Origin of the sequence: Amycolatopsis sp. lyj-90 (assembly GCF_046549035.1) — a bacterium.
Taxonomy (GTDB): Bacteria; Actinomycetota; Actinomycetes; order Mycobacteriales; family Pseudonocardiaceae; genus Amycolatopsis.
Map to the genome: position 1 here is coordinate 112,905 of NZ_JAJPWP010000012.1, position 22,543 is coordinate 135,447.

Sequence of the window (22,543 nt, forward strand, 5' to 3'; positions counted from 1 at the left end):
GACGCGGGGAAAGTCCCCATCAGCCTCCAGCACCCGAAGGAACCTCACGCGGATCATTGCGGTTCGGTTGCTTTGAGATAAATGAAAGCTCCAGGCGGCAATGCCTGACCCGCTCCCGGCGACGTGCCATGACACGCCGGAAATGGGGAAGTGCCGATGAACCGGAGCCGGGTCCTCACTCGCACACTCGTCGCACTGTCTGTTTCCCTCCTGCTTTTCCCGGGATGGGTGGGCGCTCCGGAAGCGACCGGAGCGCCCACTCTGCCGTCCGGCTTCGTCCTCCGTGACCAGCCGAGCGGTCAGGCCGCCTTCGAGCTGACCGATTTCGCTTATCTGCCGGACGGTTCGGTGCTCAGCACCGGCAAGAGCGGCAAGGTCGCCTGGGTGTCCACCGCCGGCCAGACGCGGACGATCGCGACACTGCCCGTGCACGGCAACGGCGATCTCGGCCTCGTCGGTCTCGCCGTCGCCCCGGATTTCGCGACGTCGCGCCAGATCTACCTCGCGTGGTCGTTCGACACGGACGGTGGCGCGTTCACCATGCGGGTGGCGCGCTGGACGGTGACCGGTGCGGACGGTCCCACCGGCCTCACGGCCGAGCGGGTGCTCGTCGACCTTCCCGGTTTCCACGACGTCCACGGCATCACCGGGCTCATCGCGGCCGACGACGGGACGGTGTGGATCTCGATCGGCGACGCCGCCGACTTCACCAGGATGGATCCGGGCGCGCTGCGTTCACTGGACCTCGATCAGTTGTACGGCAAGATCCTTCACGTCACTCCGGACGGCGCCGGTGTGCCGGGCAACCCGTACTACTCCGCCGCGGCGCCGGACGCGAACCGCTCCAAGATCTTCTCCAGCGGTTACCGCAGCCCGTTCCGGTTCTCGCTCGACCCGCGTCTCGGCCTGCCGGTCGTCGGCGACGTCGGCTGGAACACCTGGGAAGAGGTGAACGTCGTGCGGCCGGGGGCGAACCACGGCTGGCCGTGCTGGGAGGCGAACGTCCCGACGCCGGGGTACGCCGGGCTCGCGGGCTGCGCCGGTGTCGTCAACACTCCGCCGATCACCGCCTACCACCACGGTTCCGGGGTGGACGAAGGAAACAGCGTGACCGCCGGGATCGTCTACAGTGGATCGTCCTATCCGGACGAATACCGGGGCGCGTTCTTCTTCGGCGACTACGTCACGCAGAAGATCTGGACGATGACCTACGACAGTCGGGGCAGGCTCGTCCAGGCGCCTCAACGGCCGCCGAAGTTCACCGGTGTCGGCGGTCCGGTCAAGTTCGCGGCCGCGGCCAACGGCGACCTCGTGTACGCCGACATCTACAGCGGGAACCTGCGGCGGCTCAGCTATCCGGGCACGAACGCGGAACCGGTCGCGGTGGCGACGTCGGGCACCGAGCCGTCGACGAGGACGGTGACCTTCGACGGCACCGGTTCCTACGACTTCGACGGCGACCCGCTGACCCATCACTGGGACTTCGGGGACGGCACGAGCCAGACCGGCGCCCTGGTGACCCATACCTACGCGGCGGGCCTGGTGAGGGCCACCGCACGGCTGACCGTCACCGACCGGCTCGGCGCCACCGGCGGCACGGACGTCGCCGTGGTGCCGGGAAACCACTCGCCGGAACCGGCGATGACGGATCCCGGGGCGCGGACCTTCGCGGTCGGGGAACCGGTCGTCGTCGGCGCGACGGCGACCGACGCGGAGGACGGCGTGCTGCCGGTGACCTGGACCACGCTGATCCGGCACTGTCCGGAGGAGGCGACCTGTCACGCGCATCCCGGCTCGCCGGGCAGCGGCCCGGTCCTCACCTTGCCCTTCACCGGCCATCAGGACTCGCGGGTCGAGATCACCGCGACGGTGACCGACAGCGCCGGGGTGACCGCGAGCAGGACCTATGTGGCCAGACCGCGTGAACACCGGCTGACGTTGACCGGCAACACCCCCGCCGCGCTGATCATCCCGGCGGAGGGCGGCGTCAACACCGCGATGGTGACCGAGGGCGCGACGTTCGAGGTCGTGGCGGAGGAGGTCGCCGCGGACGGCGTCGCGACGTTCGCGAACTGGTCCGACGGCAGGACCACGCGGACGGTCGCCGTCACCGTCCCGGCGCACGACCTGACGCTGACCGCGACCTATCTCACCCCGATCGACCGGCGCTACCAGGCGGAACCCGCGCTGCGGCAACGACTCGGCGCGCCGACCGGGCCGGAGGTCGTCGACGGGCCCGTGCGGTATCGGCCGTACACGGGCGGCAGGCTCTACTGGAGCGCCGAGACGGGCGTGAAGCAGATCGAGGGCCAGCTCCTGGCGAAGTACCTCGCGCTCGGCGGGCACGGGAAGTTCGGTCCACCCGCGACCGACGAGACCGCCACCCCGGACGGCGCCGGCCGGTTCAACCACTTCCCGAACCGGCCCGGCACGCTGCAGTCCTCCTTCTACTGGACACCGTCGACGGGCGCGCATCCGGTGTACGGGCGGATCAGGGTCAAATGGGCCGCGCTGGGCTGGGAGGCCGGGCCGATGGGCTACCCGACGACGGACGAGCTCCCCGCCCCCGACGGGACCGGCCGGTTCAACCACTTCAGCAAGAACGCGTCGATCTACTACACGGTGCAGACCGACGCCAAGGCGATCTGGGGCCGCATCCGCGTCCGGTGGGCGGCGCTCGGCTGGGAGGCAGGCCCACTCGGCTACCCGGCGACGGACGAGACCGCGACCCCGGACGGCGCCGGCCGGTTCAACCACTTCACGAAGGCGGGCTCCGTCTACTGGTCGATGGCGACGGACTCGCACGCGATCTACGGGGCGATCCGGCAGCGCTGGGCCGCGCTCGGCTGGGAGCGGTCGTACCTGCGCTACCCGGCGACGGACGAGTTCACCGTCCCCATCGGACGGCAGAACAGCTTCCAGACCGGCTACATCACCTGGAACCGGAGCACGGGGCAGGTGATCGACCGACGGTGGTGATCACAGTTCGATAAAGCCACTCGAAAGTGTGAAATGTCCACCTAGACCCCGTCGATGAGACGTTCGACTGGGGAAAGGGGCTTCTGCATGCCTTCGAGATTCCGTGCGCTCTGTCACGCCCTCGTGACACTGCTGATAGTGACCTTGCTGGTGCCGTTGACGTCCACTGTGGCGTCCGCGGCGCCCGTGTTGCCACCCGGCTTCGTCCTTCGTGACCAGCCGAGCGGTCAGGCTCCGTACGACCTGACCGACTTCGCCTACCTGCCCGACGGCTCGATCCTGACCACCGGAAAGGGCGGCAACGTCGCCTGGGTGTCCACCACCGGACAGGCGCAGAACATCGCCAGCCTGCCCGTCCGCAGCACCGGTGACCTCGGCCTGGTCGGGATCGCGATCGCCCCCGACTTCGCGACCTCCCGCGCGGTCTACACCGCCCGCGCGGTCGACGTCGCCGGTGGCGGCATCGCCCTGCGCGCCTCGCGCTGGACGGCCACCGGCACCGCCGAGCCGACCGGGCTGACCGCGGAGAAGGTCCTCGTCGAGGGCGCGGCCAACACCGACATCCACGGCATCACCGGTGTCGTCGCCGCCCCCGACGGCACGGTGTGGGTCTCGACCGGCGACAGCTCCCGGTTCCAGGGGAAGGCCGACCCGTTCGCGCTGAACGTGTACGACCTCGACAAGGTCTTCGGCAAGATCTTCCACGTCACCGCGGACGGCGCCGGCGTGCCGGACAACCCCTACTACGTCGCGGCGAACCCGAACTCGCTGCGTTCCAAGGTGTTCGCGAGCGGCTTCCGCAGCCCGTTCCGGTTCAGCCTCGACGCCAGCACCGGTCTCCCGGTGGTCGGCGACGTCGGCTGGGGCACCTGGGAAGAGATCAACTTCGTCCAGAAGGGCGCGAACCACGGCTGGCCGTGCTTCGAAGGCAACCAGCCCGCTGACGGTTTCTCCACGATGGCGGAATGCGCCTCGGCCGTGAACACCCCGCCGATGCTGGTGGTCCAGCACGGCCAGGGCCCCGACAACGGCAACAGCATCACCGGCGGCATTGTCTACAATGGAGAGTCGTACCCGGAGGAGTACCGGGGCGCCTACTTCTTCGGCGACTACGCCACGCAGAAGCTGTGGACGGCCAAGTACGACACGCAGGGCCGGGTCGTCCGCGCGCAGGAGAAGCCGCCGAAGTTCACCGGTATCGGCGGTCCGGTCAAGTTCGCGGCCGCGGCCAACGGCGACCTCGTCTACGCCGACATCTACACCGGCATGCTGAAGCGGCTCAGCTACACCACCGGGAACAAGGCACCGGTCGCGGTCGCCACTTCCGAGACGAACCCCGAAACCCGCACGGTTTCGTTCGACGGCAGCGCTTCCTACGACTTCGACAACGACCCCCTGACCTACGAGTGGGACTTCGGCGACGGCACCACCGGCACCGGGGCGAAGGTCAGCCACATCTACGCGGCGGGGACCGAGAAGTTCACCGCCAAGCTGACGGTGAAGGACGGCCTGCAGGCGGCCGGCAGCACGGACATCGCCGTGGCGCCGGGGAACCACTCGCCGAAGCTGACCATGACCGACCCCGGTGACCGCCTGTTCGCGGTCGGCGAGGAGGTCAAGGTCGGCGCGACCGTCACCGACACCGAGGACGGCGCCCTGCCGGTCACCTGGACCACGCTGGTCCGGCACTGCCCGGAGAACGCGGTCTGCCACGCGCATCCGGACCACGGCGCCACCGGCCCCGAGTTCACCATGCCGTTCACCGACCACACGGACTCGAACCTGGAGTTCACCGCGTCGGCGACCGACAGCGCCGGTGTCACGGTCTCGAAGACCTACGTCGCGAAGCCGAAGGAACACCGCCTCACGCTGACCAGCAACGTCGCCGCCGCGCTCGGCATCACGCCGGAAGGCGGGGCTGCTTCGGCGATGGTGGTCGAAGGCGCGACCGTCGAGATCCAGGCGGCCGAGGTCGCTTCGGACGGTTCGTCGACCTTCACCGGCTGGTCCAACGGGGCCACCGGGCGGCTGACGAACGTCACCATGGGCACCACGGATCTGACGCTCACGGCGAACTACATCACGCCGATCGACAAGCGCTACCGCGACGAACCCGCGGTGGCGCAACGACTCGGCGCGCCGACGGCGCCCGAGGCCGTCGACGGCACGGTCCGCTTCCGCACCTACGAGCGCGGACGGCTGTACTGGTCCAAGGAAACGGGCGTCAAGCAGATCGAGGGCGAGATCCTCAAGAAGTACCTCGCTCTGGGCGGCCACAAGGAGTTCGGCCCGCCCGCGACCGACGAGCAGACCACTCCGGACACCATCGGGCGCTTCAACGACTTCCCGGTGTGGCCCGGCAAGATGCAGTCGTCGATCTACTACACGGTGAACACGGGCGCGCATCCGGTGTTCGGCCGGATCCGGGTGAAGTGGAAGGCGCTGGGCGCGGAGGCCGGTGAACTCGGCTACCCGAGCACGGACGAGCACATCACGCCGGACAAGGCCGGTCGCTACAACCACTTCAGCAAGAACGCGTCGATCTACTACACGGTGCAGACCGACGCCAGGGCGATCTGGGGCCGGATCCGTGCGAAGTGGGAGGAGCTCGGCTGGGAAGCGGGGCCCCTCGGATACCCGTCGACCGACGAGTCGGCGACTCCGGACGGCGTCGGCCGGTACAACCACTTCACCAAGGCCGGGTCGGTCTACTGGACGATGCAGACCGACGCGCACGCGATCTACGGTGCGATCCGGCAGCGCTGGGCCGCGCTCGGCTGGGAAACCTCGTACCTGAGGTACCCGACGTCCGACGAGATCTCGGTCACCGGCGGACGGCAGAACAACTTCCAGGGCGGCTACGTGTTCTGGAACGCCTCCAACGGCGCGGTGACCGACCGCCGCTGGTAAGGCCGTAAGTACGTGAAGGCCCCCTTCACTGCGCCTAGCGCGGTGAAGGGGGCCTTCACGTATCTAGCGGAGAAGGTCGTCCGGTGAGGTGCCCGCCGAGGTGAGTGGGAGGCCGAGCGCGACCCGTTCGGTGAGCCAGCCGCTCGGCCGGTAGCGCTGGTCGCCGGTGCTCGCGACGAGTCCGCGCAGGACCCGCAGCACGAGGTCCGCGCCCGCCTCCTCGCCCCAGGTCAGCGGTCCGCGCGGGTAGCCGAGGCCGAGCCGGACGGCGGTGTCGATGTCCTCCGGCGTCGCGAGCCGTTGCCCGGCGATGAAGCAGGCGGTGTTGACGATCGACGCCAGCAGCCGTTGCGCGATCGGCGCGGGGCCGTCGCGGACCACGGTCACCGGCAGCCCGGTCGCGGCGAGCGCGCCCCAGGCGGTGCGGCCGGCGGCGGGGTCGAGCGCGGGATGGACCGAAAGGGTCAGGCGTTTCCCGTAGCCGCCGAGCGGATCGACCCCGACGACCCGGTCCGCCGGGAGACCCGCGGCCAGCGCGGCGTCCACAGTGGACGATCCGATCGGGCTGACGATCAGGACGGTGTCCGGGTAGGCGGAGTGCACGACCTGGATCCCCGCCGACGAGAGCAGCGTGCCGAGGCGTTCGTCCTCGACCCAGACCGGTGTCGCCGGCGCTTCCGGGGCGGGCGGCTCCGGGGCGACCTGCTGCGCGCCGTCGACGTAGCGGTAGAAGCCCTCGCCGTTCTTGCGCCCGAACAGCCCGGCGGCGACCCGGGGCCGCGTCTGCCACGACGGCCGCAGCCGCGGTTCGCCGTGGAAACCGCTCCAGATGCTTTCGAGCACGGCGTGCGAGACGTCGAGACCGGTGAGGTCGAGCAGTTCGAACGGGCCGAGTTTCAGGCCCAGCACGTCACGCGCGACGCGGTCCACTTCGGCCGGGCTCGCGATCCCCTCGGAGAGGATCTGCAATGCCTCGGTGCCCAGTCCGCGGCCGGCGTGGTTGACCAGGAAGCCCGGCGCGTCGCGGGCGAGGACGGGTTCGTGTCCCCAGCCGCGGACGAGTTCGGTCATCGCGGGCGGCAGCCAGGCCGCGGTCCGCGCGCCGGGGACGACCTCGACCAGCCGCATCAGCGGGACCGGGTTGAAGAAGTGGAGGCCGAGCAACCGGCCGGGATCGGTCAGCGCGGCGCCGATCTCGGTGACCGAAAGCGAACTGGTGTTGGTGGCGAACACGGTGTCCGGGCCGCAGACGCGTTCCAGCTCGGCGAACAGCGCGCGTTTGATCTCGAGATCCTCGCGGACGGCTTCGATGACGAGGTCCACGCCGTCGGCGGGCGCCAGCGGTCCGTCGGCCGCGATCAGCCGCCCTTTCGCGGACGCGGCGGCTTCTTCGGTGATCTTGCCCTTCGAGGCGAGTTTGCCGAGCATCGCGCCGACGTGGTCGATGGCCTCGCCGACCGCGTCGGGCCGGGCGTCGGCGAGCTCGACTTCGAGCCCCGCCGTCACGGCGAGCTGGACGATGCCCCGGCCCATCACCCCGGTTCCGATGACCCGGATCCTGCCGACCTGCTCCGCCCACTTCTCCACCGCGAGCCGCCTTTCCCTCGATGCCGTCCCCGGCGTGACGTTAGCCGTCACGCCGATATCTCGCCCGGAAGGGTGATCCGTGCCCCACCCGGCGTAAGGCCACCGAACCGGCGCGGTCCCATCCGCGAAAACCGAGTGTTCCGCGCACCACCCTCGAAGGGAAAGCTCCCATGGCCACCGTCCCCGCCGCCGCAGCCGTCCGGACCACGCCGTTGCTCCTCGTCGCCGTTCTCTTCGGGGCCGTCGGCGCCTTCTTCGCGAGCCAGGCGTTGTGGCCGCTCACCGCGCTGGCCGTCGTGGTCGCCGTCGCCGTCCTCGCGGGCGGGGTCTGGCTGACCGGCCGGCAGGGAAGCCGCGAACTCTAAGATCGCCATGTGACGGCGAAACGCTTGACGCGGGAAGAAAGCCGCGAGCAGACCAAACAGCGCCTGCTCGCGGCGGCCGCCGAGCTGTTCGCCGAACGCGGGGTCAACGGCACGTCGGTCGAGCAGATCGCCGAACGCGCCGGCTTCACGCGCGGAGCCTTCTACGGCAACTTCGACGGCAAGCACGAACTGGTCGTCGAGCTGCTGCGCCGCCGGACCCAGCGCGAGGCCGAGGAGGTGGCCGCGCTGAGCTCGAGCGTGGATTCCTTCGCCGAGCTGATGGACCGGCTGCGCGCTTGGAACGTCGAGCGCGCCGAACACCTCGAAGGCTGGCTGATCCTGCGCACCGAGCTGGCCCTGTACGCGCTGAGGAATCCCGAGGCGCGGCCGCTCGTCGGCGAAGGCGAGAAGTCGACAAGGGCACTGCTGGAGACCTCCGTCCGGACCGAGCTCGCCGCCCGGGGCGCGGCGCCGCCCGCCGACCCGGCCTTTCTCGCGCTGATCCTGCACGCGCTCGAGGACGGTCTTTTGCTGCAGCGATTCCTCAGTCCCGAGGGGACCGGCGACGAGGACGCGGTGGACGCCGTCCAGCTGTTGATGCGGTCTTGGACCGCGCTCAGCCGGTCATCTTGATCCCGGTGAACTCGGCCATCTGACGGATTCCGTGCGCGAAGAAGGCGTCCGACGGGTCGACGGAGCCGACGTACTGGCCGAACAGTTCGAAGTTGATCATCCCGAACAGCTGGGTCCACGCCATGATCAGCCGGGAAGCCGTCTCGGGGGCCAGGTTGATCTTGAGGATTCCGGCGACGGCGTCGAGCTGGTGCAGGAGCTCGACAGGCATCTCGCCGACCTCGGTCTCGACCCGGAGGTTTGCGTCGCGCAACACCGCGACCAGTGCGAACGCCACCCGGCCCGCGGGCGCGATGGTGTCCTGCGGGGCCTGGTAGCCGGGAATCGGCGAGCCGTAGATCAGCGCGTACTCGTGCGGATGCGCCTTCGCCCAGGCGCGGACCGCGTGCCAGATCGCTTCCCACCGTTCCAATGAGGACTTCTTCGTGTCGTCGGCGGCCTCCGCGGCCTCGCCGACGGCGTTGTAGGCGTCGAGGATCAGGTCGGTCAGCAGCTGCTCGCGACTGGAGAAGTACCGATAGAGCGCCGACGAGACCATGCCCAGCTCGCGCGCGACGGCGCGGAGTGAAAGGCCGAGCGCGCCGACTTCGGCGAGCTGGCGGCGGGCTTCGTCCTTGATCTCGCGGGTGAGCTCGGCACGGGCGCGTTCGCGCGCGGTCTGGGTGGCGGCCATGCTCTCACTGTAGAGCATCGCACCTAAAAGAGAGCGCTGCTCTTGACGCGAGGCGCCGCTCTGGTGTTCACTGCTCTTAACAGAGAGCACTGCTCTCGCAGAGTTTGATTCAGCAGAGCGAGATCCAGCAGAGTCCGAGGAGACGAGATGACCACCGCAGCCACCGCCACCCGCTACCTGAAGCCGGCCAAGGCGACCAACGCGTTCAACGAGTTCGTGCTCAAGCTGACGAAGCTCGGCGTCAGCGTCCTGGGCAGCCGGGTCCTCTCGGTCCGCGGTCGCAAGAGCGGTGAGCTGCGCTCGGTCCCGGTCAACCTGCTGAAGCTCGACGGCGAGCGCTACCTGGTCGCGCCGCGCGGCGTCACGCAGTGGGTCCGCAACCTGCGCGTCGCGGGCGAAGGGCAGCTCAGCGTCGGGCGGCGCACGGAGACGTTCACCTACACCGAACTCGCCGACGACGAGAAGCCCGAGATCCTGCGCGCCTACCTCAAGCGCTGGAAGTTCGAGGTCGGCGTGTTCTTCGACGGTGTCGACGCGAAGGCGTCCGACGAAACGCTCCTGGCGATCGCGCCCGGGTACCCGATCTTCAAGATCGCCTAGCCGGTGAGAGGTAGGGCGGTGAGAGGTGAGGCGTGAGGGTCTGGCGACTCGGGGTCCTGGTCACCCTGAAGTACGTGATGGCCCCCTTCCTTGCGTCTAGCGCAAGGAAGGGGGCCATCACGTACTTGGGGAAGGCGTGAGGGTCGAGTTTCTTCGGCTGAGCCGAGGCAAGGGGCCCTTCATGGCCGGGACTGTGAGCGACCGCAGTCAGAAGGCGTTAGGACCAAAGACCCCCTTGGTCCTAACCCGAATCGCCACTCACGACCAACCCGCGCCTATCGCCACCCCATCCCCGGTGTTGCGAAAGCCACTTTCGCAACCTTCAGCGTTGCGAACGGCACTTTCGCAACACCCGCCCTGAGGCCGACACCGAGGGACGGCACGAGCACGACCACCCGCACCGATCGCCTAGTCCTCGGACCGTGCCCGCCGGGAGCGACGAGCGGTGGCCGCCACCAGCACCACCCCGACCAGGAAAGCGACGAGCCCGATCAGGAACCACAGTTTCTGCCCGGTCATGAAGCTGCCGGTCAGCACGCCGGCGCCCTGGAGCACCCAGACACCGCCGACCAGCAGGAAGACCAGTCCGATCGTGAGCGTGACCCAGCGTTTCATGCGCAGCTCCCCGCCTCGACGTGCCTTGGGGCGATTCTGACACCGCGAGCCCAGTCCGGCGAACCGATCACCGACCGCCGACGAGGCCGTTGCGGTAGGCGTAGACGACGGCGTGCACCCGGTCGCGCAGCCCGAGTTTCGCCAGGATCCGGGAGACGTGGGTCTTCACCGTCTCTTCGCCCACGTGCAGGCGCACGGCGATCTCCGCGTTGCTGGAAGCGTCGGCGACCAGCATGAGGACTTCGCGTTCGCGTGAGGTGAGCCGCTCCAGCTCCGCCGGTTCGGCGGCGACGGGTTCGATGCTGGTGGCGAAGGTCGACACCAGCCGCCGGGTCACCGTCGGATCGATCAGCGCGTCACCGCGCGCGGCCACCCGCATGGCCGAGACGAGCTCTTCGGGGGCGAGGCTCTTCAACAGGAACCCGCTCGCCCCGGCCCGCAGCGCGCGGTAGACGTACTCGTCGGAGTCGTAGGTCGTCAGCACGAGGACGCGGGTGTCGTTGCCCGGCGCGGACATGATCGCCTCGGTCGCGGCCAGGCCGTCCAATTTGGGCATCCGGACGTCGAGCACCGCGACGTCCGGGCGCAGCGCGGCCGCCTGCGTGACGGCCTCGCGCCCGTCCGCGGCCTCACCGACGCATTCGAAATCCGCCTGGGTGTCCAGTACCGCGCGCATCCCGGACCGGAACATCGCGTGGTCGTCCGCCAGCAGAACCCGGATCACTCCGCCTCCAAAGGAAATCCGACTCGAACCCGCCAGTGCCGCCCGTCGTCGAGCGGTCCGCATTCCGCTTCCCCGCCGAACAACGCGACCCGCTGCCTGATCCCGGCGAGACCGCGTTTCGTCGATTCGGCGGCCGAGTTCCGGCTCGTGCGGCCGATTCCGTTCGTGATGGTGAGGACGACCTCGGTCTGCCGGTAGGCGAGGTCGATCTCCACGGTCTTGCCGGAGCCGTGCCGGAGCGCGTTCGTCAGCGCCTCCTGCGCGATGCGGTACAGCGCGATGTCCACCGACCCCGGCAGTTCCCGCTGCCCGCCGTGGCTGGTCAGCCGCGCGGGAAGTCCGGCGGTGCGGAGGTTGTCGAGCAGCTCATCGAGGTTGTCCAGCCCCGGTTGCCGCTGCGCGTCCCCGTTCTCCTTGCCGTGCAACAGATCCAGCAGACGCCGCAGATCGGCCATCGCGGCCCGGCTCGACGATTCGACGGCGGAGAGCGAACGCCGCACGGCGGGTTCGCCCTCCGGCAGCCCGAGCCGCGCGGCGCCGGCGTGCACGCCGATCGCGCTGACATGATGCGAGATCACGTCGTGCAGGTCGCGGGCGATCGTCGTGCGCTCTTCGATGACGGCACGGCGCACCGCCTCGGTTTCGTGTTGTCGCCGTTGGTCCTCCGCGCGCTGGAGATCGGCGATGTACGCGCGCCGCGCGGTCGTGTAGCGGCCGACCATCCACGGCAGCAGCCCGCTCACGCCGACGTCGATGAGCAGCAGCCGCCAATCCCGGTCGCCCCGGTCGACCGGGATGACGTTGCAGGCGACCAGCCCGGCGAGCATCGCGCCGAGGGCGGCCAGCGCGGGTTTCGTCGAAAGCCAGGCGCCCGCGCGGTAGCCCGCGATCAGCACGCCCGCGTTCGTGGCCTGCAGATAGTGGTCGTAGGGGAACAGCAGGAGCGGCGCGGCGGTGAGCAGCACGCCGTGCGCGGCCGAAACCCAGCCGGAGTACCGCGACGGTCCGGCGAGCGCGGCGTTGGCGAGGATCCCGCCTGCCAGCACCACCCACGCCTGCCAGCCGAGCGAGAGCGGCGGCCCGGCGATGAGGAACAGCCCGGCGTCGGCCACCAGGCAGACGGCCGCGACCGCACACGCCTGTCTCGCCAGCGAACCACTGATGTCCCGCACGCGCCCAACTCTGCCCTATTTCGGTGGACAGGGGTTCCTAAGATCAAAAGCCATGACGGCCGTGAAGACGCCCGTGCTCTGGACGACCGGGGCACCGGGAGCGGGAAAATCCACCACCGCCTGGGGTTTGTACACGCGCATCGCGGAATCGGGCGGCAACGTCGCTTACGTCGACATCGATCAGCTCGGCCTGATCGGCCCGCCCCCGGGAGGTGGCGAAGCTTCGCACGCGATCAAGGCGGCCAATCTGCTGCGGGTGCTGGAGATCCTGCGCGGCCGGGGCGCCAGGCAACTCGTCGTGTCGGGGATCGTGGACCCCGAAAACGGTATCGAGGCGTACTTCGAGGGCCGCGACTTCGAGCTCACGCTCATCCGGCTCACTTGTGCTCGCGACGAACTCCGGAGCCGGTTCCTCGAACGCGGTTCGCCCGCCGCCGCCCTGCCCGATCTCTTCGCGGTGGCGGAAGCCTACGACCGCACCGGCTTCGGCGAGCGGCTGGACACGACCGGACAGCGGCCCGACGAGACCGTGGACGTCCTGTGCCGCCGCTGCGTCGTCGAAGACGGGCCGGTCCTGCCACCTGCCGCTGTGGAGCCACTGCCCGGGCCGGTGACCGTGGTGACCGGCCCGACGGCGGTCGGCAAGTCGACGGCCGCGTTCAGCGCGCTGCGGGACTTCTGGGCGCAGGGGGAGCCGGTCGCCTACGTCGATCTCGCGCAGTTCGGGTTCGTGCACCCCGGCCCGGATCCGGCCGTGGAGGCGGCGATCCTCGCGGCCGTCTGGCGCGGTTACCGCGACGCTGGAGCGCGGCGATTGCTCGTCGTGGCCAGGGAATTCCGCTCGGAGCACCGGCAAGTCTTCGACGAGATCAAGGTCGTCCACCTCGACGCCGACGCCGCGACCCTCACCGAACGCGTCCGCCGCCGGGCCGAGGGCGAATCCGCGCTGCTGGCAGGCGACGAACTCCGCGGCGTGCCCTCCGGCGTGCGGGACGGGGTGGTCGCCCGCGCCCTCGACGAGGCCGCTCGGATGCGGCATTCTCGCGACGACCGCGTCGTCCTCGACACCTCCGGACAGGAACCCGCCGAGACGGCCGCCGCGCTGCTCGCCGCCGTGCGTCAGTAGCCGGGCGGCGGTCCGTCCTGGCCAGGCTGGCCTTGACCACGCTGGCCCTGCCCCGGCTGGCCGCCGTTCTGGCCGCGCTGGTTCTGCCCGGCCTTGCCGAGGGTCGTCGCCGTCGCGGTGTTCCCGGAGACCTTGGCGGTCACCGTCACCGTCTCGCCGATCTTGGGATCGCCGGTCTTCCGTGTCGACGAATCGACCGTGTAGACCTGCTTGTAGCCGTCCTTGCTGGTCAGGCTGACGGACGTCGCGCTGATCTCGGTGATCTCCCCGGTCTGCAGCCGTTCGGTGCTGTAGCCGCCTTTCCCGTCGGAGACGACGAAGTCGCCGTGCAGCGCGTCGCGCGGCATCCCTCCGCCTGGGCCGACGAGCACCCGGCCGCCCGGGCCGCCCATCCCGCCCTGGCTCTGTTCGGCGCCGTTCGCGGCGGTCCCGGCCCAGATCGCGGCGCCGCCACCGGCGGCGATCACCACCGCCACCCCGGCCGCGATCGCGGTCTTGCGGCCCGACCAGGCCTTCTTCGGTTCGCCCGCCGGAGCAGGTGCGCCCCAGGCGGCTGTCTCACCCGCCGGGGGTTCGGCGGGTTTGGTCGGTTCGGTCATCTGGTCGCCTCCGTGTACTCGGTTGCGGCCATCGTGTTCGCCGTCGCTGTGCGGAAGCTGTGCCGTCGGTGGGCACGCGCTGTGTTTCCTTCCCCTGCCGGGTGATCGTTCACAGGAAACGCACAGGCGGGACACAGGGAAGGCTCACCGGCGCCGCCCAGGATGGCAGCATGACCAGTGTGAACGTCCCTTCGTCCGGTTCCGCGAAGGCGGGCCTGCGCCGCGCCGACGGCAGCCCCGTGCGGGTGCTGGTCGTCGACGACGAGGCGACCTTGTCCGAACTCGTGTCGATGGCCCTGCGGATGGAGGGCTGGGACATCCGCACCGCCGCCGACGGCACCGAGGCGGTCCGCGTCGCCAGGGAATTCCGGCCGGACGCGGTGGTGCTGGACGTCATGCTGCCGGACATGAGCGGCCTGGACGTCCTGCGCCGCCTGCGTTCCGAGGTGCCGAACCTGCCGGTGCTGTTCCTGACCGCGAAGGACGCGGTGGAGGACCGCATCGCCGGGCTCACCGCGGGCGGCGACGACTACGTCACCAAACCGTTCAGCCTGGAGGAAGTCGCCCTGCGGCTGCGCGCGCTGCTCCGGCGCGCGGGCGGGGTCGCCGGGCCGAGCGGTTCGACGCTGGTCGTCGGCGACCTGACCCTGGACGAGGACAGCCGCGAGGTGCACCGCGGCGGCGATCCGGTGCCGCTGACCGCGACCGAGTTCGAACTGCTGCGCTATCTCATGCGCAACCCGAAGCGCGTGCTGTCGAAGGCGCAGATCCTCGACCGCGTGTGGAGCTACGACTTCGGCGGCCAGGCCAACATCGTCGAGCTGTACATCTCCTACCTCCGCAAGAAGATCGACGCCGACAGGGAACCGATGATCCACACGATGCGCGGCGCCGGATATGTCCTCAAGCCCGCGGGCTAGGCGGCCGTGGTCCCTGCGGCGGCGGCTGATCGCGCAGGTCGCGGGGCTGCTCGCGCTCGTCTGCCTGGTGGTGGGCGTGGTGACCGAACTGGCGTTGCGGGACATCCTGATCGACCAGCTCGACGCCCGGCTCGACGAGACCAGCCAGCGTGCCGGCCGCCCGCCGCCCTCGGGCCGTCCCGGCGGGGAAAGGGTTCCCGAAGGTTTGCGCGCCTACGGCCAGAGCACGGGTTCGTTGTTCGTGAGCGTGTTCCCGGACGGACGTGTGCTCGCCGCGGTGCTGCGGTCCAGTTACGACGCGAAGGTCCTCGACCCGTTCCCGCACGACGAGATCACCCGGGCCCAGATCGACACCCTGCTGCGGTCGGGGCCGGGCAGCGAGCCCAGTGATGTGGACCTCGGGCCGCTCGGTGAGTACCGCGTGGTGGCGAAGCCGCTTTCCAACGGCGGCATCTCGATCACCGGACTGCCCACCAAGGACGTCACGGACACGTTGTGGAACCTGGGTTTCATCTTCGGCGGGGTCGCCGTCGGCGGCATCGTGCTGGCGGGCGCGCTCGGCGCGGTGACCGTGCGGCGCACCATGAAACCCCTCGACCGGCTGGCCGCCACCGCGACCAGGGTCGCCGAACTCCCGCTGGACCGCGGCGAGGTCGCGCTGTCCGAACGAGTGTCCGAAGTGGACACCGACCCGCGGACCGAGGTCGGCAAGGTCGGCTTCGCGCTCAATCGCATGCTCGGCCACATTTCCCACGCGCTGTCCGCCCGTCAGGCCAGCGAGAGCCGGGTGCGCCGGTTCGTCGCGGACGCCAGCCACGAACTGCGGACCCCGCTCGCGGCCATCCGCGGCTACGCGGAACTCACCCGGCGGTCCGGCTCCGAGGTGCCGCCGGACATCGCCTTTGCGATGGGACGGGTGGAATCGGAATCGACGCGGATGACCGGGCTGGTCGAGGATCTGCTGCTGCTCGCGCGGCTCGACTCCGGTCGTCCGGTGGTGCACGAACCGGTGGATCTCTCCCGGCTGGTCGCGGACGCCGTCGCCGACGCGCACGTCGCCGGGCCGGAGCACCGGTGGCTGCTGGAGGTCCCGCCCGAACCGATCACCGTCCTCGGTGACGCGGATCAGCTGCACCAGGTGGTGATCAACCTGCTGGGCAACGCCCGTACGCACACCCCGGCCGGCACCGAGGTCACCACCTCTCTGTCCATAGTGGATTCCGTGGTGACACTGTCCATTGTCGACGGAGGGCCGGGGATCCCGCCGGAGATCCTCCCGGACGTCTTCGAGCGGTTCGCCCGCGGTGACGATTCGCGTTCGCGGGCGGCGGGCAGCACCGGACTCGGCCTGGCCATCGTCGCGGCCGTCGTCGGCGCGCACGGCGGGCAGGTCGGGGTCACCAGCCGTCCGGGGCGGACGGAGTTCCAGGTCCGGTTGCGGGCCGCCTGATTCAGGGGGTCCATTCGCTGTTGGCGCCGCACAGGATGACGCAGGGCAGCTCGCCCTCGGTCCGCCCGGCCAGCCACGCGGCGAACGGCACCGCGGCGGCCGGTTCGACGGCGAGGCGGAACTCCTCCCAGAGCCGGTCGCGCGCGGCCAGCAGTTCCGCGTCGCTGACCAGCACCGACGTCACCCTGTCCCGGAGCACCCCGAAGGGCACGCTCCCGATCCTGGTCGCGCCCAGCGCGGACGCCGCCACCGAGTCGATCTCCACGTCCACCGGCTCGCCCGCCTCCAGTGCCGCGCCGAGCGCGCGGCACCGCTCCGGCTCGACGGCGAACGTCGACAACCCGGCCAGCGACGTCCCGGCGACCAGACCCCCACCGCCGACCGCGACCAGGAACGCGTCGACGTCCGGCGCGTCCTGGATCACTTCGGCCGCCACAGTGCCCTGACCGGCGATAACGGTGGGATCGTCGTACGCGTGCAGGTACCGAGTACCAGGCTCGGAGGCGGCTTCGAGCGCCTTCGCGGCCGCCTCGGCGTACGTCGCTCCGTGACGGATGAGCTTCGCGCCCGCCGCCTCGATCCGGTCTGTCTTCGCCTGCGGAGCCGACTCCGGCACGTACACCGTCGCGGGCAGATTCAGCAGCGAAGCCGCCGTCGCCACGCCCAGCCCGTGGTTACCGCCGGACGCCGTCAGCACCCGCTCCGGCAACGGCCCGCTCACCAGCGCGTTCACCGCGCCCCGCAGTTTGAACGACCCGCTCCGCTGCAGATGCTCCAGTTTGAGGACCAGCGGACGCCCGTCGACCTCGGCGCGCAACACCGGCGTGCGTCGCACGAACGGGTGGACGGCTTCGGCGGCTTGGAGGACATCGGCCCAGGTCGGAGTACTCATACCCCCCACTGTCCTCCATGCCGGGGCGGGAGTGACTACACTGGTCCCCGGACCCCGCGCGGCGTCCATCTTGTGAACCTCCCCAGGGCCGGAAGGCAGCAAGGATAAGCAAGCTCTGACGGGTGCGCGGGGTCCCCTTGATTTTTGGGGTGCGACCCCAAACCCGCCCGGCGGGGCTTCGCCCCCCGGACCCCCCACGGTTGGTCGCTCAGGTGACCAAGGTGCGGTGGACCAAGGTGCGGTGGACCAAGGTGCGGTGATCAGTGTGCGGTGAGCAGCGGGGCTCAGAAGATTCCGAAGACGTCTTTTGGCGGGATCGGCGACGGCAGGGCTTCCGCGTCGGTGATGGGGCGCGCTTTGCCTTGCAGGTCGCGGAGGTCGTTTCCCGCCACGCAGCGGGCCGGGTAGGCGGACGAGGCGGCCCGGCGGGTCAGGTCCGTGACCGGGAGTTCCGTGCGGGACGCGGCGACCACGACGTTGCCGAAGCGGCGGCCCCGGAGGACGCCGGGTTCTGCGAGCAGGACCAGGTGCGGGAACGACGTCGCCAGTGTCGCCAGGAACCGGCGAAGGAACGGCAGGTTCGGGCCGTCGGACACGTTGGCGACGTAGGTTCCCGACGGCCGGAGGACCCGCGCGACCTCGTTCGTGAACTCCACGGTCGCGAGCCCGCCGGCGAGGACCCCGCGTTCGAAGGCGTCCACGATGACCAGGTCGGCCGAAGCGTCATACCGGCCGGAGACACCTTCGCGGCCGTCGCCGACACGCACCTTCAGCCCCTTCAGGCCCAACTGCTCGCGGACGAGCGTGACGAGTTCGCCGTCGGCGTCGAAGACCAGTTGCCGTGAGCGTGGCCGTGCGGCGGCGATGTACCGGGGGAGCGTGCAGGCCGCCCCGCCGACGTGCAGCACGTCGAGCGGGCCTTCGCCGAGGCAGTCGACGACGTCGGCGATCCGGCGGATGTAGTCGAACTCCAGATCCGTGGGGTCGTCGAGGTCGACGTGCGACTGGGCGACACCGTCGACCGAGATCGTCCAGGCGTTGGCGCGGTCGGCGTCACGGATCAGTTCGGCGGTGCCGAAGCGGACCGGATACGTGCCTGGGGTCGGTGCTGGTCTCACCCTGTCGGCCCTTCCCGGTATCCATCCATGCCCCCGCCGCCGCCCTCAATCGAGACGCTACGCGCCACTGTTAGATTCAACGCGTGGCTCTAGCTCTATACCGAAAGTACCGTCCGGCTACCTTCGCCGAGGTCGTCGGGCAGGAGCATGTGACCGATCCGCTGCGCATCGCGCTGGCGGCAGGCCGGATCAACCACGCCTACCTCTTCTCCGGCCCGCGCGGCTGCGGAAAGACGTCGAGTGCGCGCATCATGGCGCGTTCGCTGAACTGTGCCAAGGGCCCGACGCCGGATCCGTGCGGCGAGTGCAACTCGTGCCGCAACCTCGCGCCCGAAGGCCCCGGCAGCGTCGACGTCACCGAGCTCGACGCGGCCAGTCACGGTGGCGTCGACGACGCCCGTGAGCTGCGGGACAGGGCCTTCTACGCCCCGGCGGACTCGCGCTACCGCGTCTTCATCATCGACGAGGCGCACATGGTCACCACGCAGGGCTTCAACGCCCTGCTGAAGATCGTGGAAGAGCCGCCGGAGCACCTGATCTTCATCTTCGCGACCACCGAACCGGACAAGGTGCTGCCCACCATCCGGTCGCGGACGCACCACTACCCCTTCCGCCTGATCCCGCCCAAGTCGATGCGGGAACTGCTCGAACGCAACGTCGCCGCCGAGGGCGCGCAGGTCGAGCCCGCGGTGTACCCACTGGTCATCCGCGCGGGCGGTGGTTCCGCGCGGGACACGCAGTCGGTGCTGGACCAGTTGCTCGCGGGCGCCGGGCCGGACGGCGTCGACTACCCGCGTGCGGTGTCCCTGCTCGGCGTCACCGACGTCGCGCTCATCGACGGCATGGTCGACGCGCTGGCCGCGGACGACGCGTCCGCGGTGTTCGGCACCGTCGAGAGCCTTGCCGAGGCCGGGCACGACCCGCGCCGGTTCGCCACCGACCTGCTCGACCGCCTGCGCGACCTGGTGATGCTGCGTTCGGTGCCGGACGCGGGTGAGCGCGGTCTGGTCTCCGCGCCGGACGACGAGCTCAAGAAAATGAAGGAGCAGGCGGGCAAACTGGAGCCCGCCACGCTCTCGCGCTACGCCGACATCGTCCACAGTGGACTCCTGGAGATGCGGGGCGCGACCTCGCCGCGGCTGGTGCTGGAACTGCTGACGGCACGGATGTTGCTGCCGTCGGTCGCCGAGGGCACCGACGCGCTGCTCGCCCGGCTCGAACGACTCGAGCGCCGCGCCGCTTCGGCGCCGGCCCCCGTCGCAGGTGCCGTCCAAGCTGTCCAAGCCGCGCCTGCCGCGCCGGTTGCTCAGTCCGCGCCGGTCGCGCAATCCGCTCCGGCACCGGCGCCCGCGGCGCCCGCGGGTGAGCCCGTGCGCGAGTTCCAGCGGCCGTCGCAACGGTCCGCCGCTCCCGCCCAGCAGCCCGAGCCCGCCCGGCAACCCGCACCGGCGCCCCAGCCCGTGGCGCGTCCCGAGCCTGCCGCCGAACGCCCTGCCCCGCAGCGTCCTTCCGCGCCCACCCCGCCTCCTGCCGCGCCCGCGGCAGCGGCAGCGGCAGCGGCAGCGGTGTCGTCGCCGTCGGCGGGCGGGACGGACACGGAAGGGATCCGCGGCCGCTGGCCGAACGTGCTGACCGCGATCCGCAAGGCCCCCGGCGGCACCGTGACGGCGTCGATGCTGACGCAGGCCAGTGTGGCGAACGTCGAAGGCAACGCCGTCACGCTCACGCACAACGCCGAACCCCTGGCGCGGCGGCTTTCCGAGCCGCACAACGCGGAGCGCATCGCGGCCGCGTTCAAGGAGGTCTTCGGCGGCGACTGGCAGGTGCGGTGCGTCCACGGCGCCGCGCAGGCCCGGCAGGCCTCGGCCCCCAAGGCCGCTGCGGCGCCGCCGCCGTCCGGGCCCGAGCGGTCCTTCACCCGCCGGTCCGCCGAGGCGCCCGGTGCCGCTCCGGCGCCTCCGCCGCCGAAGCCGGAGCCCCAGCGGCCGAAGGTGGCGACAACCGAGCCGGACATCCCGCTCCCGCCCGAGCCGGTCGAGGACGACGAAGAGCTCTACTCCGAGGACGCGAGCCCCGCGCCGCCTCCTCCGCCGCTCCCGCCCGACAAGGACCCGGAAGAGATCGCCAGGAAGCTGCTGACCGACCACCTCAACGCGCGCCCGCTCGAAGAACGCAATTAGTCCTCTAAATGCGGTAGTTGCGCGTGCAAGGACCGCAACCAGAGGACTAAACGCGAGGGGTCAGCCCGCGAGGTAGTCCGCGATGGCCTTCGCGATGACGGCGGCGTACTGCTGGCGGCCCTCTTCGCTCGACATCGTCGCGGCCTCGGCGGCGTTGCGCATGTTCCCGCATTCGACGAGCGCGACGGGCCGGGTCGAGAGGTTGAGCCCGCCGAGGTCGGCGCGCGGCGCGAGACCGTTCGTGCCCAGGTAGGTCGACGTCGGGAAGCCGCCGGCGCGGATGCCGTCTCGCAACGCCGTCGCGAGTCTCATCGAGGGCTCGCCCTGCTGGGCGTTCAGCGGCGGGGCCGAATACGCGACGTGGAAGCCGTGCGCGCCCGCGGAATTCGAGCCGTCGGCGTGGATCGACACGACCGCGTCCGCCCCGGCGTCGTTCCCGATGGCGGCACGCTCGTTGACGCACGGCCCGACGCCGGTGTCGTTCTGCCGGGTGAGGGTGACCCGGATCCCCTTGGCGCTCAAGGCTTCCGAGATCCGCTGCGAGACGTCCCAGGTGAACGCGTGCTCGGAATAGCCGGAGTTCGTCGCCGTTCCGGTGGTGTTGCACGGTTTCGTCTTGCCGCGCCCGGCCGGGACCTGCTTGTTGATCTCACCGGGCCTGCCGGAGTTGCCGCCGTTGTGACCGGGATCCAGCACGACGACCTTGCCCGTCTTCGGCTGCGACGTGGCGGGAGGCGGCTGGGGCGCGCTCGAAGGCGGCACGCTCGGCGCGGAGCTCGGCTGCGGGAGGGTGGTGAGGACGGTCGTCGTCCCCGGGGCGGCCGGAGTCGGCGGCGGTGCCGCGGGGGTCTCCACGCCGCACGCCGTGAACAGCGCCAATCCGATCGCCACCACAAGACCCATCCGTCGTCGCACGGCGCCAACGGTGCCACACGAGTGACGGCTAGGCTGGTAGGCGGCACAGGATTTTCCAGGAGAGGACCGATCGGATCATGGTGCAACCCGGTGGCGGCTTCGACCTGTCGCAGATCATGCAGCAGGCCCAGCAGATGCAGCAGAAGCTGGTCGAGGCCCAGGAAGAGCTGGCCAACACGGAGGTGACCGGCACCTCCGGTGGCGGCCTCGTCACCGCGACCGTGTCCGGCGACAGCCAGCTCAAGTCGTTGGCCATCGACCCCAAGGTGGTCGACCCCGAAGACGTCGAGACCCTGTCCGACCTGGTCGTCGCGGCCGTGCGGGACGCCTCGGCCAACGCGCAGAAGCTCACGGAACAGAAGCTCGGCCCGCTCGCCGGCGGCCTCGGCGGCGGGATGCCGGACCTCGGCGGCTTCCCCGGGCTCGGCGGCTAGCTTGTACGAGGGTGTCGTCCAGGATCTGATCGACGAGCTCGGGCGACTGCCCGGCGTCGGTCCCAAAAGCGCACAGCGGATCGCCTTCCACCTGCTGGCGGCCGATCCCGCGGACATCGCGCGGTTGCAGGAAGTACTCGGCAAGGTCAAGGAAGGCGTGCAGTTCTGCGAGATCTGCGGCAACGTCTCGGAACAGGAGACCTGCCGGATCTGCCGCGACACCCGCCGCGACCTCACGGTCATCTGCGTGGTCGAGGAACCGAAGGACGTGCTCGCCGTCGAACGGACGCGCGAGTTCAAGGGCCGCTACCACGTACTCGGCGGCGCGCTGGACCCGTTGTCCGGCATCGGGCCAGAGCAGCTGCGCATGCGTGAGCTGCTCGCGCGGATCGGTGGCGCGGAGATCAGCGAGATCATCATCGCGACCGACCCGAACACCGAAGGCGAGGCGACCGCGACGTACCTCGTGCGGATGCTCCGCGACTTCCCCGGCCTGTCGGTGACCCGGCTCGCTTCGGGCCTGCCGATGGGCGGTGACCTGGAGTTCGCGGACGAGCTGACGCTGGGCCGCGCGCTTTCGGGGCGGCGGGCGCTCTAGGTTCCGGATGCTATGAAAGGCCCGTTACTTGCAAATTTTGCAAGTAACGGGCC

Annotated in this window: 20 protein-coding genes and 1 other RNA gene; 12 read left to right on the plus strand and 9 right to left on the minus strand. The window is 70.4% G+C overall.

The features are described from left to right. The first annotated feature begins 156 nt into the window (after positions 1–156). Together ACLJPX_RS36530 and ACLJPX_RS36535 are read left to right on the plus strand one after the other, a co-directional pair. Complete coding sequence (locus ACLJPX_RS36530; RefSeq protein WP_410604887.1) at positions 157–2,979, plus strand: PQQ-dependent sugar dehydrogenase; 2,823 nt, start codon at positions 157–159, stop codon at positions 2,977–2,979. Between the two features lie 87 nt (positions 2,980–3,066). Further along, complete coding sequence (locus ACLJPX_RS36535) at positions 3,067–5,889, plus strand: PQQ-dependent sugar dehydrogenase (protein WP_410604888.1); 2,823 nt, start codon at positions 3,067–3,069, stop codon at positions 5,887–5,889. Between the two features lie 63 nt (positions 5,890–5,952). On the opposite strand, the gene ACLJPX_RS36540 is transcribed toward ACLJPX_RS36535, so the two are convergent. Beyond that, on the minus strand, positions 5,953–7,476 hold the full coding sequence (locus tag ACLJPX_RS36540; RefSeq protein ID WP_410605074.1) for a 3-hydroxyacyl-CoA dehydrogenase: 1,524 nt from the start codon (positions 7,474–7,476) through the stop codon (positions 5,953–5,955). A 170-nt stretch (positions 7,477–7,646) separates the two neighbouring features. Here ACLJPX_RS36540 and ACLJPX_RS36545 point away from each other — a divergent pair, with 170 nt between their 5' ends. After that, positions 7,647–7,841, plus strand: a complete 195-nt coding sequence (locus ACLJPX_RS36545; RefSeq protein ID WP_410604889.1) for a hypothetical protein — start codon at positions 7,647–7,649, stop codon at positions 7,839–7,841. 9 nt (positions 7,842–7,850) lie between these two features. Then, entirely contained in the window at positions 7,851–8,474 is a 624-nt protein-coding gene (locus ACLJPX_RS36550; RefSeq protein WP_410604890.1) for a TetR/AcrR family transcriptional regulator, read from the plus strand. Here the strand turns inward: ACLJPX_RS36550 and ACLJPX_RS36555 are convergent. Continuing rightward, positions 8,458–9,147, minus strand: a complete 690-nt coding sequence (locus tag ACLJPX_RS36555) for a TetR/AcrR family transcriptional regulator (protein ID WP_410604891.1) — start codon at positions 9,145–9,147, stop codon at positions 8,458–8,460. The two genes, ACLJPX_RS36550 and ACLJPX_RS36555, sit on opposite strands and share 17 nt — an antisense overlap. Positions 9,148–9,294: 147 nt before the next feature. Between ACLJPX_RS36555 and ACLJPX_RS36560 the strand changes: the two genes are divergently transcribed. Next, positions 9,295–9,747 (plus strand): nitroreductase family deazaflavin-dependent oxidoreductase, encoded by a 453-nt coding sequence (locus ACLJPX_RS36560; RefSeq protein ID WP_410604892.1) that lies wholly within the window; start codon positions 9,295–9,297, stop codon positions 9,745–9,747. 408 nt (positions 9,748–10,155) lie between these two features. On the opposite strand, the gene ACLJPX_RS36565 is transcribed toward ACLJPX_RS36560, so the two are convergent. From ACLJPX_RS36565 to ACLJPX_RS36575, 3 genes are all read right to left on the minus strand, one after another. Continuing rightward, positions 10,156–10,362 carry a hypothetical protein gene (locus tag ACLJPX_RS36565; protein ID WP_410604893.1) on the minus strand — a complete coding sequence of 69 codons (207 nt, stop codon included), beginning with the start codon at positions 10,360–10,362 and terminating at the stop codon, positions 10,156–10,158. A gap of 67 nt (positions 10,363–10,429) precedes the next feature. Further along, positions 10,430–11,086 carry a response regulator gene (locus tag ACLJPX_RS36570; protein WP_184896984.1) on the minus strand — a complete coding sequence of 219 codons (657 nt, stop codon included), beginning with the start codon at positions 11,084–11,086 and terminating at the stop codon, positions 10,430–10,432. Then, positions 11,083–12,258, minus strand: coding sequence for a sensor histidine kinase (locus tag ACLJPX_RS36575; protein ID WP_410604894.1), 1,176 nt, complete (start codon positions 12,256–12,258; stop codon positions 11,083–11,085). The genes ACLJPX_RS36570 and ACLJPX_RS36575 overlap by 4 nt, the downstream gene beginning before the upstream one ends. Before the next feature lie 52 nt (positions 12,259–12,310). Between ACLJPX_RS36575 and ACLJPX_RS36580 the strand changes: the two genes are divergently transcribed. Next, a complete protein-coding gene (locus tag ACLJPX_RS36580) occupies positions 12,311–13,384 on the plus strand; it encodes a hypothetical protein (RefSeq protein ID WP_410604895.1) in 1,074 nt (357 codons plus the stop codon). Here the strand turns inward: ACLJPX_RS36580 and ACLJPX_RS36585 are convergent. Further along, positions 13,378–13,983, minus strand: a complete 606-nt coding sequence (locus tag ACLJPX_RS36585) for a hypothetical protein (protein ID WP_410604896.1) — start codon at positions 13,981–13,983, stop codon at positions 13,378–13,380. The two genes, ACLJPX_RS36580 and ACLJPX_RS36585, sit on opposite strands and share 7 nt — an antisense overlap. 170 nt (positions 13,984–14,153) lie before the next feature. Between ACLJPX_RS36585 and ACLJPX_RS36590 the strand changes: the two genes are divergently transcribed. Together ACLJPX_RS36590 and ACLJPX_RS36595 are read left to right on the plus strand one after the other, a co-directional pair. After that, complete coding sequence (locus tag ACLJPX_RS36590) at positions 14,154–14,903, plus strand: response regulator transcription factor (RefSeq protein WP_101611202.1); 750 nt, start codon at positions 14,154–14,156, stop codon at positions 14,901–14,903. Next, positions 14,881–16,353, plus strand: a complete 1,473-nt coding sequence (locus ACLJPX_RS36595; protein WP_410604897.1) for a sensor histidine kinase — start codon at positions 14,881–14,883, stop codon at positions 16,351–16,353. Before ACLJPX_RS36590 ends, ACLJPX_RS36595 begins: the two co-directional genes overlap by 23 nt. A gap of 1 nt (position 16,354) precedes the next feature. Here ACLJPX_RS36595 and ACLJPX_RS36600 read toward each other — a convergent pair whose 3' ends face one another. After that, a complete protein-coding gene (locus tag ACLJPX_RS36600) occupies positions 16,355–17,245 on the minus strand; it encodes a serine/threonine dehydratase (protein ID WP_410604898.1) in 891 nt (296 codons plus the stop codon). Between the two features lie 46 nt (positions 17,246–17,291). Between ACLJPX_RS36600 and ffs the strand changes: the two genes are divergently transcribed. Beyond that, an RNA gene (ffs, locus tag ACLJPX_RS36605) (signal recognition particle sRNA small type) lies at positions 17,292–17,386 on the plus strand. A 143-nt stretch (positions 17,387–17,529) separates the two neighbouring features. On the opposite strand, the gene ACLJPX_RS36610 is transcribed toward ffs, so the two are convergent. Then, entirely contained in the window at positions 17,530–18,363 is an 834-nt protein-coding gene (locus ACLJPX_RS36610) for a spermidine synthase (RefSeq protein ID WP_410604899.1), read from the minus strand. Positions 18,364–18,446: 83 nt separating this feature from the next. Between ACLJPX_RS36610 and ACLJPX_RS36615 the strand changes: the two genes are divergently transcribed. Next, on the plus strand, positions 18,447–20,543 hold the full coding sequence (locus tag ACLJPX_RS36615; RefSeq protein ID WP_410604900.1) for a DNA polymerase III subunit gamma and tau: 2,097 nt from the start codon (positions 18,447–18,449) through the stop codon (positions 20,541–20,543). A 60-nt stretch (positions 20,544–20,603) separates the two neighbouring features. Here the strand turns inward: ACLJPX_RS36615 and ACLJPX_RS36620 are convergent, their stop codons facing one another. After that, positions 20,604–21,446, minus strand: a complete 843-nt coding sequence (locus ACLJPX_RS36620) for an N-acetylmuramoyl-L-alanine amidase (RefSeq protein ID WP_410605075.1) — start codon at positions 21,444–21,446, stop codon at positions 20,604–20,606. Positions 21,447–21,535: 89 nt separating this feature from the next. Between ACLJPX_RS36620 and ACLJPX_RS36625 the strand changes: the two genes are divergently transcribed. Then, complete coding sequence (locus tag ACLJPX_RS36625) at positions 21,536–21,892, plus strand: YbaB/EbfC family nucleoid-associated protein (protein WP_410604901.1); 357 nt, start codon at positions 21,536–21,538, stop codon at positions 21,890–21,892. A 1-nt stretch (position 21,893) separates the two neighbouring features. Beyond that, on the plus strand, positions 21,894–22,490 hold the full coding sequence (gene recR / locus ACLJPX_RS36630; RefSeq protein WP_101611196.1) for a recombination mediator RecR: 597 nt from the start codon (positions 21,894–21,896) through the stop codon (positions 22,488–22,490). The last annotated feature ends 53 nt before the right edge of the window (positions 22,491–22,543 follow it).